General features: G+C 57.5%; 16 protein-coding genes. 7 read left to right on the top strand and 9 right to left on the bottom strand.

The window, feature by feature from the left end; translation table 11 throughout:
* Nucleotides 1–94 (bottom strand): hypothetical protein (locus MKS11_RS18900; protein WP_236904630.1); only part of this gene is annotated, 94 nt, incomplete at its 3' end.
* A 416-nt stretch (nt 95–510) separates the two neighbouring features.
* Between MKS11_RS18900 and MKS11_RS18895 the strand changes: the two genes are divergently transcribed.
* From MKS11_RS18895 to MKS11_RS18885, 3 genes are all read left to right on the top strand, one after another.
* Nucleotides 511–732: a DUF2188 domain-containing protein gene (locus MKS11_RS18895; protein WP_186474232.1), complete on the top strand. Its 222-nt coding sequence runs from the start codon at nt 511–513 to the stop codon at nt 730–732.
* 477 nt (nt 733–1,209) lie between these two features.
* Nucleotides 1,210–1,956 (top strand): MipA/OmpV family protein, encoded by a 747-nt coding sequence (locus MKS11_RS18890; protein WP_004203780.1) that lies wholly within the window; start codon nt 1,210–1,212, stop codon nt 1,954–1,956.
* A gap of 91 nt (nt 1,957–2,047) precedes the next feature.
* A complete protein-coding gene (locus MKS11_RS18885; RefSeq protein WP_023317989.1) occupies nt 2,048–2,902 on the top strand; it encodes an aldo/keto reductase in 855 nt (284 codons plus the stop codon).
* Between the two features lie 60 nt (nt 2,903–2,962).
* Here MKS11_RS18885 and MKS11_RS18880 read toward each other — a convergent pair whose 3' ends face one another.
* Complete coding sequence (locus MKS11_RS18880; protein ID WP_004203783.1) at nt 2,963–3,847, bottom strand: D-hexose-6-phosphate mutarotase; 885 nt, start codon at nt 3,845–3,847, stop codon at nt 2,963–2,965.
* Between the two features lie 74 nt (nt 3,848–3,921).
* On the bottom strand, nt 3,922–4,917 hold the full coding sequence (gapA, locus tag MKS11_RS18875; RefSeq protein WP_004203784.1) for a glyceraldehyde-3-phosphate dehydrogenase: 996 nt from the start codon (nt 4,915–4,917) through the stop codon (nt 3,922–3,924).
* Nucleotides 4,918–5,255: 338 nt separating this feature from the next.
* Here gapA and msrB point away from each other — a divergent pair, with 338 nt between their 5' ends.
* Together msrB and MKS11_RS18865 are read left to right on the top strand one after the other, a co-directional pair.
* Entirely contained in the window at nt 5,256–5,669 is a 414-nt protein-coding gene (msrB, locus tag MKS11_RS18870) for a peptide-methionine (R)-S-oxide reductase MsrB (RefSeq protein WP_004203786.1), read from the top strand.
* Nucleotides 5,670–5,712: 43 nt separating this feature from the next.
* Nucleotides 5,713–5,991 carry a YeaC family protein gene (locus MKS11_RS18865; RefSeq protein WP_004203787.1) on the top strand — a complete coding sequence of 93 codons (279 nt, stop codon included), beginning with the start codon at nt 5,713–5,715 and terminating at the stop codon, nt 5,989–5,991.
* Between the two features lie 93 nt (nt 5,992–6,084).
* On the opposite strand, the gene yajD is transcribed toward MKS11_RS18865, so the two are convergent.
* From yajD to sppA, 5 genes are all read right to left on the bottom strand, one after another.
* On the bottom strand, nt 6,085–6,429 hold the full coding sequence (gene yajD, locus MKS11_RS18860; protein WP_002901254.1) for an HNH nuclease YajD: 345 nt from the start codon (nt 6,427–6,429) through the stop codon (nt 6,085–6,087).
* Between the two features lie 160 nt (nt 6,430–6,589).
* Nucleotides 6,590–7,843: a glycoside hydrolase family 18 protein gene (locus MKS11_RS18855; protein ID WP_004203789.1), complete on the bottom strand. Its 1,254-nt coding sequence runs from the start codon at nt 7,841–7,843 to the stop codon at nt 6,590–6,592.
* Nucleotides 7,844–8,013: 170 nt separating this feature from the next.
* Nucleotides 8,014–8,655 (bottom strand): bifunctional nicotinamidase/pyrazinamidase, encoded by a 642-nt coding sequence (pncA, locus tag MKS11_RS18850; protein ID WP_004203790.1) that lies wholly within the window; start codon nt 8,653–8,655, stop codon nt 8,014–8,016.
* Between the two features lie 9 nt (nt 8,656–8,664).
* A complete protein-coding gene (ansA, locus tag MKS11_RS18845; protein WP_004203791.1) occupies nt 8,665–9,684 on the bottom strand; it encodes an asparaginase in 1,020 nt (339 codons plus the stop codon).
* Between the two features lie 138 nt (nt 9,685–9,822).
* On the bottom strand, nt 9,823–11,676 hold the full coding sequence (gene sppA / locus MKS11_RS18840) for a signal peptide peptidase SppA (RefSeq protein ID WP_049117586.1): 1,854 nt from the start codon (nt 11,674–11,676) through the stop codon (nt 9,823–9,825).
* A gap of 166 nt (nt 11,677–11,842) precedes the next feature.
* On the opposite strand from sppA, the gene MKS11_RS18835 reads away from it, so the two are divergent.
* Nucleotides 11,843–12,394, top strand: coding sequence for an NAD(P)H nitroreductase (locus tag MKS11_RS18835; RefSeq protein WP_004176531.1), 552 nt, complete (start codon nt 11,843–11,845; stop codon nt 12,392–12,394).
* A gap of 586 nt (nt 12,395–12,980) precedes the next feature.
* Here MKS11_RS18835 and phoC read toward each other — a convergent pair.
* A complete protein-coding gene (gene phoC, locus MKS11_RS18830) occupies nt 12,981–13,727 on the bottom strand; it encodes an acid phosphatase PhoC (protein ID WP_004203793.1) in 747 nt (248 codons plus the stop codon).
* Nucleotides 13,728–13,952: 225 nt separating this feature from the next.
* Here phoC and selD point away from each other — a divergent pair, with 225 nt between their 5' ends.
* A complete protein-coding gene (gene selD, locus MKS11_RS18825) occupies nt 13,953–14,996 on the top strand; it encodes a selenide, water dikinase SelD (protein WP_023318002.1) in 1,044 nt (347 codons plus the stop codon).
* Nucleotides 14,997–14,998 lie beyond the last annotated feature (2 nt).

The following is a 14,998-nucleotide window of genomic DNA, read 5'->3' as shown; positions in this document are numbered from 1 at the left end:
CTTTATTGTAGGTGGGCCAGTTGGAGATTTTGAACTTTTGCTTTGCCACGGAACGGTCTGCGTTGTCGGGAAGATGCGTGATCTGATCCTTCAACTCAGCAAAAGTTCGATTTATTCAACAAAGCCCATCAGAAGTGCATACAGGCCGTTACACTGGCTCAGAGTTTGAATACAAGATTATCGACCGTGCTCGTGAGTATGCATCATTTGGTGCATGGATCGTTCCACAAGGCTCTTCTGGTTTTGTGTACAGTGGTGCACAGTACTATGACAATAGTAAGCCATCTACTAAGTACCTACGTTTCATTAATGACACAGGTTTAGAATTGCATCCGGGTGTGGGTATCGATACTAGCATTTACAAAGATGAATGGAACGGTACTAAGGTTATATGTGAATCTGTTACTGTAGAATATTAAAAACGTGAGCATAAGCAAGTGGAACGCAAGATATTGTGTCTATAATTACTTATTGCACCACATGGTGTATTTCACACAGCAGGTAACTTGTATGGGTAAGAACCAACATGTAGTAACGCATCCTGATGGATGGGCTGTAAAAGGTGAAGGTAATGAACGAGCAACTTCTGTACATTCAACACAAGCTGAAGCTATCGAAGCTGCTCGTGAGATAGCTCGCCATCAACAAAGTGAATTGTTAATTCATGGGCGTGATGGTCAGATACGTGACAGAGATTCTTACGGGAATGATCCGTTCCCGCCAAAGGGTTGATTTACAAAAAGAGGCCATTCGGCCTCTTTTTTTACGTCGGTTTGAATGTTCCCATTGATAAACATATGCGTCCTTTCGTTTTTTAGCACAGGTTGAGAGCCGTTCATATGAATAGTGGGGGCCCCCGGAAGACATAAGCTGAACATCGCTCTCCTGGTATCCAGCAACCCTTATGCCAGGTTGCGGGTGGGGTAGCGTGAATGTGCCCTGCAATTACACCTTCTAAATTTAAGCGTAGATGCATTTAGAAATCTTGCATGACGCAGAAAATCAATTTCAATGACATATCAATAACTCATCCTGAAAAAGACGCTTTTTGCTTCGCCGGGACGTGAAGCTGTCATCGGGCTGTCACCAGATGGTAAGAGAAGGGTGGGAAAGTGAACGATTTGTGTCATATCGGGTAAAGAATTTGAGGCATGAGACCTACGACGGTAAACTGCACGGGCTGATTATTTGACAACGGGAATATGGATTGTGACTAAAATCAAACTTCTGGCACTCGGCGTGCTGATTGCGACCTCCGCCAGCGCGGCGCATGCCGATGGGAAGTTCACGCTTGGCGCTGGCGTCGGCATCGTTGAGCATCCGTACAAGCAGTATGATGCGGATGTTTATCCGGTGCCGGTCATTAGTTATGAGAGCGATAACTTCTGGTTCCACGGTCTGGGTGGGGGTTACTACCTGTGGAATGACACCAATGATAAGCTGTCGATAACGGCTTACTGGTCGCCGATGTACTTCAAGCCGGGCGACAGCGATAGCGAACAAATGCGTCGCCTGGATAAACGTAAATCAACCGTGATGGCCGGTCTTTCTTATGTCCACAACACGCCCTATGGTTTCCTGCGCACGACGATTGCCGGCGATACGCTGGATAACAGCAACGGCATCAACTGGGATCTCGCCTGGCTGTACCGCTACACCAACGGGAACCTGACGCTGACGCCGGGCATCGGCGTGGAGTGGAACAGCGACAATCAGAACGAATACTATTATGGTGTCTCGCAGCATGAGTCCCGTCGCAGCGGCATGCGCAGCTACGATCCGGACAGCAGCTGGAACCCGTATCTGGAGCTGTCGGCCAACTATCGCTTCCTCGGCGACTGGAGCGTATACGGTATTGCGCGCTACACCCGTCTGTCGGATGAAATTACCGATAGCCCGATGGTGGACAAATCCTGGAGCGGTCTGATCTCAACCGGGATCACTTACACCTTCTGATTGTGCATTATTACAGTGCGCTTTATGCATCAAAACAGGGCTTCGTGCCCTGTTTTGTTTTATGGTGGTGCAGGGCGCTAAGGAGGAGACGATGGTGAAAAAAACAGTATGCTTTGGCGAGCAGGCGGCAGTTCCGGCCATCGGGCTGGGGACCTGGTATATGGGCGAGAACGCGGCGCAGCGTCAGCAGGAGGTGGCTGCACTGCGCGCGGGCATCGACCATGGCCTGACGGTAATCGATACCGCTGAGATGTATGCCGACGGCGGGGCGGAGGAGGTGGTGGGCCAGGCGGTCCGCGGCCTGCGCGACCGGGTGGTGCTGGTCTCCAAAGTCTATCCCTGGCACGCCGGCGGCGCGGCGATGCGCCGCGCCTGTGAAAACAGTCTACGCCGGCTGCAGACCGACTATCTGGATATGTATCTCCTGCACTGGCGGGGCGATATCCCGCTAGAGGAGACGGTCGAGGCGATGGAAAGGCTGGTGGCCGAGGGTAAAATCCGCCGCTGGGGCGTCTCCAATCTGGACACCGACGATATGCAGGCGCTGTGGCGCACGGCGGGTGGCGAACGCTGCGCCACCAATCAGGTGCTCTATCATCTCGCGTCGCGGGGCATTGAATACGATCTCCTGCCCTGGTGCCAGCAGCACACCCTGCCGGTGATGGCCTATTGTCCGCTGGCGCAGGCGGGGCGCTTACGTGATGGACTTTTTCAGCATACCGATATCATCAAAATGGCTAACGAGCGGGGCGTGACGGTGGCGCAGCTGCTGCTGGCCTGGGTGATTCGTCATCCGGGAATGCTGGCGATCCCGAAAGCGGCCAGTATTGAACATGTGGTGCAGAATGCCGCCGCGCTTGATCTCGTTCTCAGCCCGCAAGAGCTTGCGCAGCTGGACCGCCTCTATCCACCGCCGCCGCGGAAAACCCGGTTGGATATGGTTTAACCCACAGCGCATCCTGGTGGAGAAGAGAAAAAGCCCCGTGATAAACGGGGCTTTTTGCGCTTAGCGTTTTTTCACGCTGATGGTTTGCGCCAGGCGAGACGGGGTCTCTTCACTGGCTTTCTGCGGCTGGGTCACGCAGCAGGTTTCGACGCACACGAAGGTTTTGTAGCCATCGTCCGGCATGTCGCCCATGCTGACGGACAGCGCCGGGCCCGGGTTCCAGGCCACCACGTTGTGCTGATGATGATGCACCACGTCGATAGTGCGACTGAGCGCGTCGTCGTGGATCACGCTGCAGCCTTCGGCGTCGAGATAGACGCGGTCGGTACGATCCGGGAAGGTCTGCACGCCGTTGCTCAGAACGCCTTCTTCGGCATTTTTCACTTTATCGATATAGCGCTCGCCAAGACCGCTCACTTTCACCGCCGCGATATCGCCGACGTTGAAGTAGCTGTGCAGGGCAGAGGTGGTCTCAAATTCGCCGTGGGCTTCCAGCTCGATTTCGCAGGTCTTGCCCAGCTTGAAGCGGGCATAGAGGGTGAACTCATGCGGCCACAGCTTCATGGTTTCGGCGCTGTTCTGCAGCGCAAAGGTCAACATCACGCCGCCGTCGTCTTCATCATGGCCTTCCAGGGTCCACGGCAGGTTGCGGGCAAAGCCGTGCGACGGCAGGCCCTGCTGCGCCGATGGGCCAAACCAGGGCCAGCAAATCGGCACGCCGCCGCGCAGGGCGACGCCCTGTTTAAACGGGGTGTTGTTGCTCAGCCACAGGACTTCTTCTTCACCGGCGGGTTTCCAGGAGAGCAGATGCGCCCCCTGCAGCGCCACAGAGGCTTTCACCTGCGGATGGTCGATGACAATCAGCTCCAGGTCGTCCAGCTGGCGACGGGAGATAACGGGCGAAATGGTTTCATTCACCGGGAGAGCAAAAATTTTATTTATCATTGTGCAATCCTATCTCTGCAGACAAAAAAAAGAGCGACCGAAGTCGCTCTTACAGATTACTTTTTCATCTCAACTTATTTGGAGATGTGGGCAATCAGATCCAGAACTTTGTTGGAGTAGCCAGTTTCGTTGTCGTACCAGGAAACCAGTTTAACGAAGTTGTCGTTCAGTGCGATACCCGCTTTAGCATCGAACACGGAAGTGCAAACTTCGCCGTTGAAGTCGGTAGAAACAACGTCGTCTTCGGTGTAACCCAGAACGCCTTTCATTGCGCCTTCAGAAGCGGCTTTGATAGCTTTCTTGATTTCTTCGTAGGACGCTGCTTTTTCCAGACGAACGGTCAGGTCAACAACGGATACGTTCGGAGTCGGAACGCGGAACGCCATACCGGTCAGTTTGCCGTTCAGTTCTGGCAGTACTTTACCTACTGCTTTAGCAGCGCCGGTAGAGGACGGGATGATGTTCTGAGCTGCGCCGCGGCCGCCGCGCCAGTCTTTGTGAGACGGGCCATCAACGGTTTTCTGGGTAGCGGTGGTAGCGTGGACGGTGGTCATCAGGCCTTCAACGATACCGAAGTTGTCGTTGATGACTTTAGCCAGCGGCGCCAGGCAGTTGGTGGTGCAGGATGCGTTGGAAACGATGTCCTGGCCAGCGTAAGTGTCGAAGTTAGCGCCGCGAACGAACATCGGGGTGTTGTCTTTGGACGGGCCAGTCAGAACGACTTTTTTCGCGCCAGCGGTGATGTGTTTACGAGCGGTTTCGTCGGTCAGGAAGATACCGGTTGCTTCAGCAACAACGTCAACACCAACTTCGTCCCACTTCAGGTTAGCCGGGTCACGTTCAGCGGTAACACGGATTTTTTTACCGTTAACGACCAGATGACCGTCTTTCACTTCAACGGTGCCGTCGAAACGACCGTGAGTGGAGTCATACTTCAGCATGTAAGCCATGTACTCTGCGTCTAACAGGTCGTTGATTGCAACGATCTCGATGTCAGAACGTTTCTGAGCAGCACGGAAAACAATGCGACCGATACGGCCAAAACCGTTGATACCTACTTTGATAGTCATATATTCCACCAGCTATTTGTTAGTGAATAAAAGGTTGCCTGTAAAATTACAAAAACCTTACGCAGCGTCAAGCGGAATCGTGTCAATCATTGCGACAAATCAATCCTGAGCAGACCTTTGCGCGATTGATTTGCCTCACTCTCCCTTTGAGCCCAATTCCATATGGGGGCTGCGCGCGGAATTTTAAAGGGCATTTAAGATAAAAACGTGATTTAAGTCACAATTATCTGGCTGCCTGTGGGCACCGGATAAGTTTAGAACAAAAGTGTACGCTTCATTGTTAATGTTTTGTTAGAATTGGGGCGAAAGTTGTCCATTGCAAAGCGAGATGTAAGCCCATGGCAAATAAACCCTCCCCGGAAGAGCTGAAAAACGGCTTGAGCGAAATGCAGTTTTACGTGACCCAACATCATGGCACCGAACCGCCTTTCACCGGACGGCTGCTGCACAACAAGAAAAATGGCGTGTATCACTGCCTGGTGTGCGATGCGCCGCTGTTCAACTCCCAGACCAAGTACGACTCCGGCTGCGGCTGGCCGAGCTTCTACGAGCCGGTAAGCGAAGAGGCCATTCGCTATCTGGACGACAGCTCCCACGGCATGCAGCGCATAGAGATCCGCTGCGGAAATTGTGATGCCCACCTCGGTCACGTGTTTCCGGATGGCCCGCAGCCGACCGGCGAGCGCTATTGTGTGAATTCGGCGTCGCTCAGCTTCACCGATGAGCAGAACGGCGAGCAGATCAAGGGTTGAAGAAACGATTCAGCAAATTATTCCAGGTGGAGGTGAGCGGAAGATGGATATTGAGCAAATTATCGACAGCATGACCCCGGAAGTGTATCAGCGTCTGGCGACGGCGGTGGAGCTGGGAAAATGGCCGGATGGCGTGGCGCTGACGCCGGAGCAGAAGGAAAATAGCCTGCAGCTGGTGATGCTGTGGCAGGCCCGGTATAACACCGACGCCCAGCATATGACCATCGATACTCGCGGGCAGATGGTGATGAAGAGCAAACAGCAGCTGAAGGAAGATTTCGGTATCGTGCCGAAGCCGATCGCCACCGTGAAGCTGCAATAAACCGCCGGCCGGCGGGGAGTCGTTCCGGCGTCAGGTGATCCGGCGCCGGAAGGGTCAGCGTCTACGACCGCGCCCGGCGGTCAGCCGCTTCGCTTACTTTTTGTTCATCATCGCTTTCAGGTCGGCAAACGGATTGTAGGTGGCCTCGCCGACGCTCTTTTGCGCATCTTCGCCGGCCACCACCGTGGAGCCATACTGATCGGCTTCGGTGTACTTGGAGTGTTCGTGATCGTGACAGTAGAGGCACAACATCTCCCAGTTACTGCCATCTTCCGGGTTATTGGAGTGGTCGTGATCGATATGGTGCACCGTCAGCTCGCGCAGATTGGAGTAGACAAACTCCCGCGAGCAGCGTCCGCATACCCAGGGAAAGAGCTTGAGCGCCTTTTCGCGGTAACCCACTTCCAGACGTGCGTAATTTTTGGGGATATAGGCCATGGCCCCCTGCCTCCTGTCAAACGGTTAAGCTGCGCCAGCCCCTGGCGCAGCGGATAACAGGCATCATAACCTATCCCGGGCGGCGCGATATACCTGCATTGCAGGCGATGCTGCCTGCGTCACGCCGCCCGGCGGCGACGATGCGGCGAAACAGCCGCGATTAGTGTTTGATCCCCAGGGATTCCGCCAGCTGGCGGGCCAGCTGGTTCTGGTCATCGGCGCCATACTCCCAGAACATCGCCCCGGCGAGGCCCTTCGCCTTGATGTAGTCCGCCTTGATGGCTACCGAGCGCGGGTTCTCATAGGAAAGGGCGAACAGCGGCTTGCCCTCCGCGGACTGCACCGACAGCCACGGAACTTTCGCCTCATCGTCCCAGTGCTCGGTAAAGCGTTTCTGCGGATCGTTGAGCAATTTGCCCACGATATCATTGTATTTCACGTAGGTGTCTTTGCTCAGGTCATAGCCCAGCGAGGCAAACAGCGCGATCTGCTGTGGACCAAAATAGGGCTGGGTGACCGGGTTCTTTTGCGCATCCGCTTTACTCCAGTCGATCCCCGGCTCGACCGCCCGTTTTGGTACCCGGCCATAAAAACCAATCCCGAGGTTCATCTGGCTGGGTTTAAGCCCGGCGGCCAGGTAATTGTTGACCACAAAATCGGCGCTGTATTTATCCGCCGCGGCGACCGTCGGCCAGTGGCTGGAGTCATACAGGTTCGAGTTGAAGTACTGCGTGCCGTAGGCCATGTCGTAGGTCATCAGGTTGATGTAGTTCAGCACCGGGGCCACCGCTTTGACATCCACCCAGCTTTTCGGGCTCTCGGCGTTGGCGCCCACGGCAATAGTAACCAGTTTCTTCGTACCAAACGCTGCGCGCAGCTCTTTTAACAGCGCGGTGAAGTTATCGCGATCGGCCGGTTGACTGGCAACCAGCCCCCACGCGCCGTTGACCGGAAACTCCCAGTCGAGGTCAATCCCATCCAGACCATATTTTTCAACAATTTCCTGCGCAGACTGAATAAACACCTTACGGGTTTCTTTGCTTGCCGCCGCGCCGGAGAAACCGCGCGCCCCCCAGCCGCCGACCGACAGCAGGACCTTGAGGTCCGGGTTCTGTTTACGCAGGGCAGGGAGCTTTTGCAGATCCGCCTGCACCTTTGGCGACAGCCAGATCTCGTGCAGATGGTCAGGATCCTTCAGGGCCGCATTGGTCTCGTCTTTTTCATCGTTATAGATAAGGCCAAACGAGTAGTTGAGATGGGTGATCTGCCGGACGTCCAGCTTGTCGATATCCCCGCCCGGCCCGGCAGTGACGTCGCCGCCGCCGTTGAAATAGCCGACGGACATCAGCGGTTGGGCAGAGAGCGCGGAAGCGCAAAGCAGGGGCAAGGCTGCCAGCAAGGGCAAACGTTTCATAGTGGTTCCTCTTTGACATAAAAAAATAACCGCGCCACGGAAATGGCGTGGCGAAAAAACAGCCTTGCCAGACTACCAGCAATAACTTGTTGAAACTGCGAGAGAGTTCAATTTATGGACGATAACGAAGCGGCAGAAGAAGACCCGGCGCGGAAGCGCCGGGTGAAGGATCAGGCGTGGGTTTCCCGCCAGTCATCAAGGGTATAGAGCGTGGCGCCTGCGGCGGCCATCTCCATAAACGCCTGGCTGCTGTCCTGCGGCTGAAGGTTCACCCCGCGGCAGCCGTCGGTAATGACGTTGACCGCGTAGCCGAGCGCCAGAGCATCCAACACGGTAAACTTCACGCAATAATCAGTGGCGAGGCCGAGAACGGTCAGCTCCACGATCCCCTGACCACGCAGCCAGCCGTCCAGTTCGGTTTTCTGCCGGTGACCGTTGTCAAAAAAAGCGCTGTAGCTGTCGATGACCCGGTTTTGCCCTTTGTGGAACACGGCGGCGATCGCCTGCTGCTTGAGCAGGGGATGCAGCGCCGCGCCTTCGCTGTGCTGAACGCAGTGATCCGGCCAGAAAGTTTGCGCCAGGCCGTCCAGGTCGCCCACAGTGTAGGGCTCCACCTGGTGCTGGCTGGCGAAGCTGCCGTGATCCGCCGGATGCCAGTCCTGACTGGCGACGATGGGCTCGCCGCGCGCCAGGCTCCAGTCGATAAGCGCGTTGGCCACCTCGACGGTGCTGTCGCCTTCGGGAACCGCCAGCGCGCCGCCGGCGCAGAAGTCGTTCTGCAAATCAACCAGTAACAGCGCTCGATGTGCCATACGTCCTCCTTAAGCTTCGTCAGGGGTCAGTTCGCCACGCAGATTCTGCTGCATCGCCGCGCGAATGGCGTCAACGTCCAGCTGCTGGCTCAGCAGATAGTGTAGCTTGGTCAGCGTCGCTTCCACCGTCATATCGAAACCACTGATGACTCCCGCCTGGGCGAGGGCATTGCCGGTGGCATAGCCGCCCATGTTCACTTTGCCGGACATACACTGCGTCAGATTGACCACCACAATGCCGCGCTGGCTGGCTTCCGCCAGCACCTGAATAAACTCGCCATTCTGCGGGGCATTGCCGACGCCGTAGGAGCGGAGGATCAGCGCTTTCACCGGCTGGCGCAGGAAATTACGCACCACGTCGGCGGAGATGCCGGGGTAAATCGTCACCACGCCAATCGGCTGCGGGGTAATGGGGTGGACAATCAGTTCCCCACGGCCCTGCGGCGCCGGCGGGGTACCGAGACGGCGAATATGGATCCCGGCCTCCAGCAGCGGCGCGAGGTTGGGCGAGGCGAAGGCGTCAAAGCCGTCGGCATGGGCTTTAGTGGTACGGTTGCCGCGGAACAGTCGATTGTTGAAGAACAGCGCCACTTCGTTAATCGGATAGTTGGCGGCGACGTACAGGGCATTGAGCAGGTTGATCTGGCCGTCGGAACGCAGCTCGGCCAGCGGGATTTGTGACCCTGTCACAATCACCGGTTTGCCGAGATTTTCCAGCATGAACGACAGCGCTGAGGCGGTAAACGCCATGGTGTCGGTACCGTGGAGGATCACAAAGCCATCATACTCCGCGTAATGGCTGCGGATATCGTCGGCGATGTGCTGCCAGTCCTCAGGGGTCATATCGGATGAATCCATCAGCGGATGGTATTCATGGATCGTGAAGTCCGGCATCTCCGGACGATGGAACTCCGGCATCAGCGCCAGCTGACGCTGCAGATGGCCGGAAACGGGTACATAGCCGTGTTCGGAGCGCTGCATACCGATGGTCCCACCGGTGTAGGCAACGTAAATCGATTTTTTTTGCATAGCATCGCTTAGGTTGGTCGTAGACAGGCGCAGTATAAAGAGACGGAGGAAAAAATACAGTGTTGGCCGCTCGCTTTGTGGCGGCGCTGGCAGGTGCGGAAAAAAGGCTGCCCCGTGAGACGGGGCAGCCGCTGCATATTAACGGATGTTGGCGCAGGTCAGGCAGAAGGCATATCGGTTCTGCGGGTCGTTGAACGCCGCCAGCTTGTCGCTTTCCGCTTTCACCGTCTCGGCCGCCGCGGCCACCGGCGCAGGCAGCCAGGCCTGAATGGCGGCCGGCAGTGAAGCGCGTACCGAGCCGGTCAGGCTGTCCAGCACCATCGAGAAGAAGGTTGGCTCTTCCTGATAGTAGTTAAGGTGCCAGGTTTTTAGCTTCGCCAGCTCGGCGGCTTTGGCCACCGCGTCGTCAAAATCGCCGAGGCTGTCGACAAGACCGTTGGCTTTGGCATCTTCCCCGGTCCAGACGTGGCCCTGGGCTATCTGGTCGATTTTCTCCGGCGTGCTCTTACGGGCGTTAGCCACCAGGGTGATAAAGCGCTGATAGCCGTTCTCAATACTCAACTGCATCAGCTGCTGCACTTCCGGCGGCAGCGCTTTGGTGCTGGAGATATCCGCCAGCGGCGACGTGGCGACGCCGTCGGTGTGGACGCCAATCGACCCGAGGGTATTTTCCACGGTGTTGATCACCCCAAAGATGCCAATGGAGCCGGTGAGGGTGCTTGGGTTCGCCACGATGTAATCCGCGGGGGTGGAGATCCAGTAGCCGCCGGACGCCGCCATGCCGCCCATTGAAACGACCACCGGTTTACCCGCGGCTTTGGCTGCCGCCAGCTCTTCACGAATGATTTCCGAGGCGGTCACGCTGCCGCCAGGGCTGTTCACGCGAAGAACGATGGCCTTAATTTTCGGATCGAGGCGCGCATCGCGAATTTGCGCTGCGGTGGTGTCGCCGCCGACGTTGCCCGGGGTCTCCTCGCCGTCCATGATGGCGCCGTTGGCGAAGATCACCGCGATAGCGGAACCCTGGTCAGACGGCGTCTTCACGTTGTAGTCGTAATAGCTAATCGCCCGATAATTGTTATCCGCTTTGCTCCAGCCAAACTGTTTGGTCAGCGCTTTTTCCACTTCCGTGGAGGTCGCCAGCTCATCCACCAGCTTATTGTCCAGCGCATATTTCGCCGTATCGCCGCCCACTTTACGCAGGCCATCGATAATGCCCTGGGCGCCCGGGAAGAGCTGCTGGGCGGTGATCTGCCGGTTGGCGGCAATGGTGTTGAGGTAGTTCTGCCACAGTTCGCCAATCCAGCGGCTGTCCGCTTCGCGGGCGGCAGGGGACATGTCATCGCGAATGAAAGGCTCGACGGCGGATTTATAGGTGCCGACGCGGAAGACATGGGTGGAGACTTTCAGCTTATCCAGCAGCGACTTGTAATACAGCCCGTTGGTGGCGAAGCCGTGGAGGTCTACCTCGCCCTGCGGCGAGAGCCAGATTTTGTTGGCAAAGCTCGCCAGGTAGTACTGGCCCTGGCTGTAGCTGCTGCCGACGGCATAGACCGGTTTGCCGCTGTCGCGGAATTCGCGCAGCGCTTTACCGATGTACTGCATGGACGGCTGATCGCCGCCGACGAAGTTTTTCAGATCCAGCACAATACCGGTGATATTACGATCATCCTTCGCCTGACGGATGGTCTGCACGATATCGAACAGAGAATTCTCCTGCAAACGGTCCGAGCTGGCGCCAAACAGCTGGCGGCCTATCACGCCGAGTTTGCTGCTGGCGGAAGGTTTATCCACCACCACGCCGGTAATATCCAGGAGCAGCGCGCCGCGGGCGGTATGTTCGCTGGTGGTGCTGCTGAACTGGCTCCAGATGCCGATACACACCAGCACCAGCACCAGGAAGATCGCATTGAGGGCCAGTTTGCGAATAAAGTTGAGTATCCGCCACGTCCATTTAAAAAAGCTGGCAATCAGTCGCCAAAGGGTTCGCATGTCTTCTCCCTAACGTTATCTAAAAATGGGCAGGCCGCAGGGGCCGCCGCGTCTGGCTATCCTAAAGAGTGAGCCGTCGGTTGTCAGCAGGAATCACCGACCGCGCTGTAACAAAATCCTTGTGCATGTTAATTTTATGAAAAATGACATCACAGGAGTTATACAGATGGATGCTCTCGACCTACTGCTTAATCGCCGCAGCGCTTCCCGCCTGGCGGAACCGGCCCCGGCCGGCGAACAGCTGGAAAACATTCTGCGCGCCGGGCTGCGCGCCCCGGATCATGGCACCCTGCAGCCGTGGCGCTTTTTCATTATCGCCGATGACGGCCGCGAACGCTTCAGTCAGCTGCTGGAAAAGGGGGCCAGGGAGGCCGGTCAGGATGAGAAGGGCATAGAGAAAGCCCGAAATGCGCCGTTCCGCGCGCCGCTAATCATTACCGTCGTGGCGCGTTGTGAAGACCACCCGAAGGTGCCGCGCTGGGAGCAGGAGATGTCCGCTGGCTGCGCGGTGATGGCGATGCAGATGGCGGCTCTGGCTCAGGGATTCAACGGCATCTGGCGCAGCGGAGCATTGACCGAGAGCCCGGTGGTGCGCGCCGGTTTCGAGTGCCGCGAGCAGGATAAAATCGTCGGTTTCCTCTATCTGGGCACGCCGCAGCTGAAAGCCTCAACCACCATTGCTCTGCCGGATACCGCGCCGTTTGTGACGCGATTCTGAGTCAGCGGGTGTTATGCCGGGATGCGGCTTGCGCCATACCCGGCCAACGCATCCGGCTCTGACTGTCTGTAGGCCCGCGCAAGCGCAGCGCCGCCGGGCAAGGACAGCGGGCACGGAGCCGATTTTGTGCCGGGTGGCGGCTGTCGCCTTACCCGGCCTACGTTCGTACGACCTGTCGTTAATTTATTCACTTTTCTTGCTGAAACTGCCGGTGCTGGCCGGAGCCCGGGGGTACAGGGGGCGGCGGCGACTGGCCGCCCCCTGTGCGCTCCCGGCGCCATGAGTGACATAACGCAGACGATTAACCGGGAGCGCAAACTACGCTGAAGCCACAGATAACATAAACAACCACACTGCAGTGCTTCCCCTCACCCTGGCCCTCTCCCGCAGGGAGAGGGAACCATCCGGCTGGCCGCGCAAGCGCAGCGCCGCCGGGCGATGGCAGCAAGCTCGGAGCCGCATCTATGCCGGGCGGCGGCTGGCGCCTGACCCGGCCTTCAAACCCTACCCTTCGAATCTATCGCGGTGTTTGTCGCCCGGACAAGGCGCGCCAGGCGCCGTATCCGGGAGTTCAACGGTGATGACGTTACTTCTGCGTTTTGGCGAATTCGTCTTTGGCTTTCTGCAATTGCTGCTGGAAGGCCGGGTTGGTGTGCAGCGTGGCGACCACCGCGGAGCCGACGATGCGCGCCGCATCGACATCGCTCTGCCAGTGATAGCCGCAGATCACCCGGCTCTCGCCAAGCTCATAGCCGCGCTTCAAAATTTCGTTCTGCCGCTGCGGGTTGATCTCCGCCAGCACCAGGGCGGTGGCCCAGCCGATGGAGGTATGCCCGGACGGGTAAGAGCCGTTTTTCGCCAGCTTGTCCTGCTCGGTGGTGTTGCAGGTGGAGACGCCGTAGAAGGCAAACGGCCGAATGCGCATATACTTCTCTTTCGCGCCGCGGGTCGCCAGATCGCCGGCGTCTTCAATCATATTGGTCAGCAGCTTATGGAGCTGCGGTGCGTCTTTTTCGGTGATCGGCGAACCGAAGGCGCTGGAGAAGGCGTTAGCCACGCCGCCCGCGCTGAGGTTGGCATCCTCTGCCGCCAGCTTCCCGCGCTCGGTGTTGCGCAGCAGGCGCCCCTGCTCATACATCGCCTGATCGTTTAAGAACGCAATACTGCCCACCGCCGGCGGCGGCGGCAACAGCGCCAGGCTGTCGATGGCCTGGGCATTGGTCAGATAGTAGAGATCGGGCTTGGTGGTGACATCGTTACCGGGGGGAACCAGTGCGAAGGCGTTAACGGAGAAAAAACTGGCCAGGCAAAGGGCAAGAACACGCTTTTTCATTAGAATTTCCTTACGTCATAATCATTCCAGAGAAGACAGTCCTGTGTTGTCACATTTCTGTCATCTTTAAGTAAAAGTGAAAATGGTCGGGAAAAAATTGCCGCGTCTCGCAAAAACGGCTTTTTGTCTGCTTAATGAGCAACCATACGCGATTTCAGACTGTCGTACTTACCACCCTGGCGTTTGGGCGCTAACATAGCGGGATTGCAATGACAGGAGATGTCCATGAGCGAGCAAGCCATTCGTTTAACGCAATACAGCCACGGAGCCGGTTGTGGTTGTAAAATTTCCCCGAAAGTGCTGGAAACCATCCTGCATAGCGAGCAGGCGAAGTTCGTCGACCCGAACCTGCTTGTCGGCAACGAAACCAGCGATGATGCCGCCGTTTACGATCTCGGTAATGGCACGTCAATCGTCAGCACCACCGACTTTTTTATGCCGATTGTCGATAATCCGTTCGACTTTGGCCGCATTGCCGCCACCAACGCCATCAGCGATATTTTCGCCATGGGCGGGAAACCGATTATGGCGATTGCCATTCTCGGCTGGCCGATCAACACCCTGGCGCCGGAAATCGCCCGCGAGGTGGTGGAGGGCGGGCGCTTTGCCTGCCAGCAGGCCGGGATCGCGCTGGCGGGCGGCCACTCCATTGACGCCCCGGAACCGATCTTCGGTCTGGCGGTCACCGGCGTGGTGCCCACCGAGCGCATCAAGAAAAACAGCACCGCGCAGGCGGGCTGCAAACTGTATCTCACCAAACCGCTGGGGATCGGCGTGCTGACCACCGCAGAGAAAAAATCGCTGCTCAAGCCGGAGCATCAGGGGCTGGCGACGGAGACCATGTGCCAGATGAACCTCGCCGGCGCCGCGTTTGCCGCTATCGACGGGGTGAAGGCGATGACCGACGTCACCGGCTTTGGCCTGCTCGGCCACCTCAGCGAAGTGTGCCGCGGAGCCGGCGTGCAGGCGCAACTGCGCTATGCCGATATCCCTAAACTGCCGGGGGTGGAGGAGTATATCGCCGCCGGCGCGGTGCCGGGCGGCACCGGGCGCAACTTTGCCAGCTACGGCCATCTGATGGGCGAGATGCCGACGGAGTGGCGCGATCTGCTCTGCGACCCGCAGACCTCCGGCGGTCTGCTGCTGGCGGTGACCCCGGAGGCGGAGGCGGAAGTGCAGGCTGCCGCGGCGGAGTTCGGTATTAAGCTGGCCGCCATCGGCGAGCTGGTGACCGCCCGCGGCGGACGACCCATGATCGAGATCCGTTGATT

The sequence above is a fragment of the Klebsiella sp. K5-45 genome (assembly GCF_030128605.1).
GTDB classification, from domain to species: domain Bacteria; phylum Pseudomonadota; class Gammaproteobacteria; order Enterobacterales; family Enterobacteriaceae; genus Klebsiella; species Klebsiella quasipneumoniae.
Note: the sequence above shows the minus strand (reverse complement) of the source record. Positions and strands in the feature narration are given on the sequence as shown.